Below are 2,021 nucleotides of genomic sequence, written 5' to 3'. Positions count from 1 at the left end.
GTGGGGCAGTACGCCGCGCGGTACGGCCTCCCGGCCGGGCGGGCGGCTGCCGATGTCGCGGCGGTGGCCGATGCCCTCGGCACGGCCGGCCTGGCGGGGGAAGAACCCGCCGTGCCCCGCCGTCACCGGTTCGCGTGGGGGTGGTGGCGATGAGTCTCGTTCGTGCTCACCGGGCGCCCCGTGCCGGGACACTCGTCGAGCGGTGCGCGGCCCGCCTCGGCCTGGCCGGGGCCGTGGTGCTGCTGCGGCTGCCGTTCCGCTGGACCGTACGTGCCGCCCGGGTGGCCCGGTACTTCGGGCGGGGCGGGGTGGAGCCGGGCCGGGGAGAGGAGTTGGTGGCGGCCGTGCGGTACGTGGGGCGGCGCTGGCCGGTGCGCATCGCGTGCATGGAGACCAGCCTCGGCGCGGTGCTGGCCGCCGCGATCCTCCGCCGTCATCTCACCTGGTGCCTCGGGGCGCGGTTCGTGCCACCGCCGGTGGAGTACCACGCCTGGGTGGAGGCGCCCGGCCAGGGGCCTGTGGGGGAGTACACGGCCGGCGGCCGGCACCACCATGCGGCCCTGTCCATCTGACCCGAGCCCGGTCCCGTGTCCTGCGCATGGCCGGCCCGGTTGAGTAACGAGAGCGATTCGCAGAAATTCACAGAAAGAGGGAGAGCGACGTTGAGCCCACCTGTTGTTGACGTGCCGGTGGCCCCGGAGGTGGCCCGGGCCGCCGGGGTGGTACCGGAGGGGCACTACACCCACCACGAAGAGCGCGGGGTGACGGTGCACCGCACCAACCCCGTGTTCGTGCACCGGGACCTGTCGAGCCTGGCCGCCGCCGAGGGCATGAACGTGCTGGAAGTCGGCACGGGGTCGGGCTACTCCGGTGCCCTGCTCGGCGAAATCGTCGGCCCCGGCGGGTCGGTGACCAGCCTGGACATCGACCCGTACCTCACCCGGTGGGCCAACCTGATCCACCACCGGCGGGGGCTGACGAACGTGCGCTGCCACGCCGCCGACGGCACCGCCGGGTATCCCGCCGCCGGGCCGTATGACCGGATCGGGGCATGGTGCTCGCCGCCGCTGCTGCCAAGGGCGTGGGTGGACCAGGCCGCGGAGAGGTGCCGGATCGTGGCCACCCTCCCGATCGCCCGGGTGCCGGACCTGACCGTGCTCGCCGTCCTCACCATCACCGGCGGCCGGCCGGAGGTGGAGACGATCATGGGCGGGAACTACATCGACGCCACCGCCGCGCCGAAGGCGGACCTGGAGGCGCCGGGCGGTGGATCGACTGGGAGACACGGGTGTCGGGACACCATTGGGTGTCCATCGCCTGGCGGGAGCGGGACGACTGGCACCACTCCGGTGCCCGCGCCACCCTGGAGCGCCTCGCGGAACCGGGGCACGTCGAGCCGGCCGCCGAGGCGCCGTGGAAGCCCGTGCAGTACTGGGCGGCAACCACGGGGGATGAAGGGCTGACCATGGCCCGCCTCGCCGAGGGGATGGCATTCGGCCACTCCACGCCCATCTCGGCGGCGGTGCTCACCCGGGACGGGCAGATCGTCGCGGACGCCCCGAACTCGCCGTCCCTGGCCGTCGTGCGGGGCTGGATCGAGGGATGGCGTGCCGCCGGGCGCCCATCACGAGGGGACTACACGCCGGTGCTGGTGCCCGTCGACGGGCCGGACGGTAGCGGCTGGGACCTGCGGCTGACGCGGTAACACCAGGCGGCCCCGTGGGGGTGTTCCGGGGGCTCGACGGCACGTCGGGCCCCCGGTGGCGTTCCCGGGCCCGGGGAGGCCGGGAGGGGTGGGGTTTCGGTCGTTTCCGGTGAGGTGGGCCGGGGGCGTCGTCGCTGCTCGGGCCGGTGCACCAATTGGTGCACCGGCGCGGGGGAACGCGGGCTGATTCGGGGAGGAACGGGCGAGTTCGGATGTGCAGGAGTGCAGGTGGGGGTGTTTTCGCAGGTCAGAGGGGGTAATCGGGTCGGGTTCGAATCCGGCTCCGGGCACTCCCCGCGCACCCGTCCCGCACCGC

General features: G+C 74.1%; 3 protein-coding genes. All 3 read left to right on the top strand.

The annotated features are described in order from the left end of the window. Positions 1 to 149: 149 nt before the first annotated feature. The 3 genes from FNQ90_RS21090 (at position 150) to FNQ90_RS21080 (ending at position 1,705) form a co-directional block, all read left to right on the top strand. A complete protein-coding gene (locus tag FNQ90_RS21090) occupies positions 150 to 572 on the top strand; it encodes a lasso peptide biosynthesis B2 protein (RefSeq protein ID WP_182607801.1) in 423 nt (140 codons plus the stop codon). Between the two features lie 90 nt (positions 573 to 662). Next, positions 663 to 1,463 (top strand): protein-L-isoaspartate O-methyltransferase family protein, encoded by an 801-nt coding sequence (locus FNQ90_RS21085; protein ID WP_182607800.1) that lies wholly within the window; start codon positions 663 to 665, stop codon positions 1,461 to 1,463. A gap of 2 nt (positions 1,464 to 1,465) precedes the next feature. Then, the gene (locus tag FNQ90_RS21080; RefSeq protein ID WP_182607799.1) at positions 1,466 to 1,705 is read left to right on the top strand and encodes a hypothetical protein; all 240 of its coding nucleotides are present in this window, start codon (positions 1,466 to 1,468) and stop codon (positions 1,703 to 1,705) included. Positions 1,706 to 2,021 lie beyond the last annotated feature (316 nt).

Origin of the sequence: Streptomyces alkaliphilus (assembly GCF_014141535.1) — a bacterium.
Classification (GTDB): Bacteria; Actinomycetota; Actinomycetes; order Streptomycetales; family Streptomycetaceae; genus Streptomyces; species Streptomyces alkaliphilus.
This window is presented reverse-complemented; position numbering and strand designations above follow the sequence as displayed.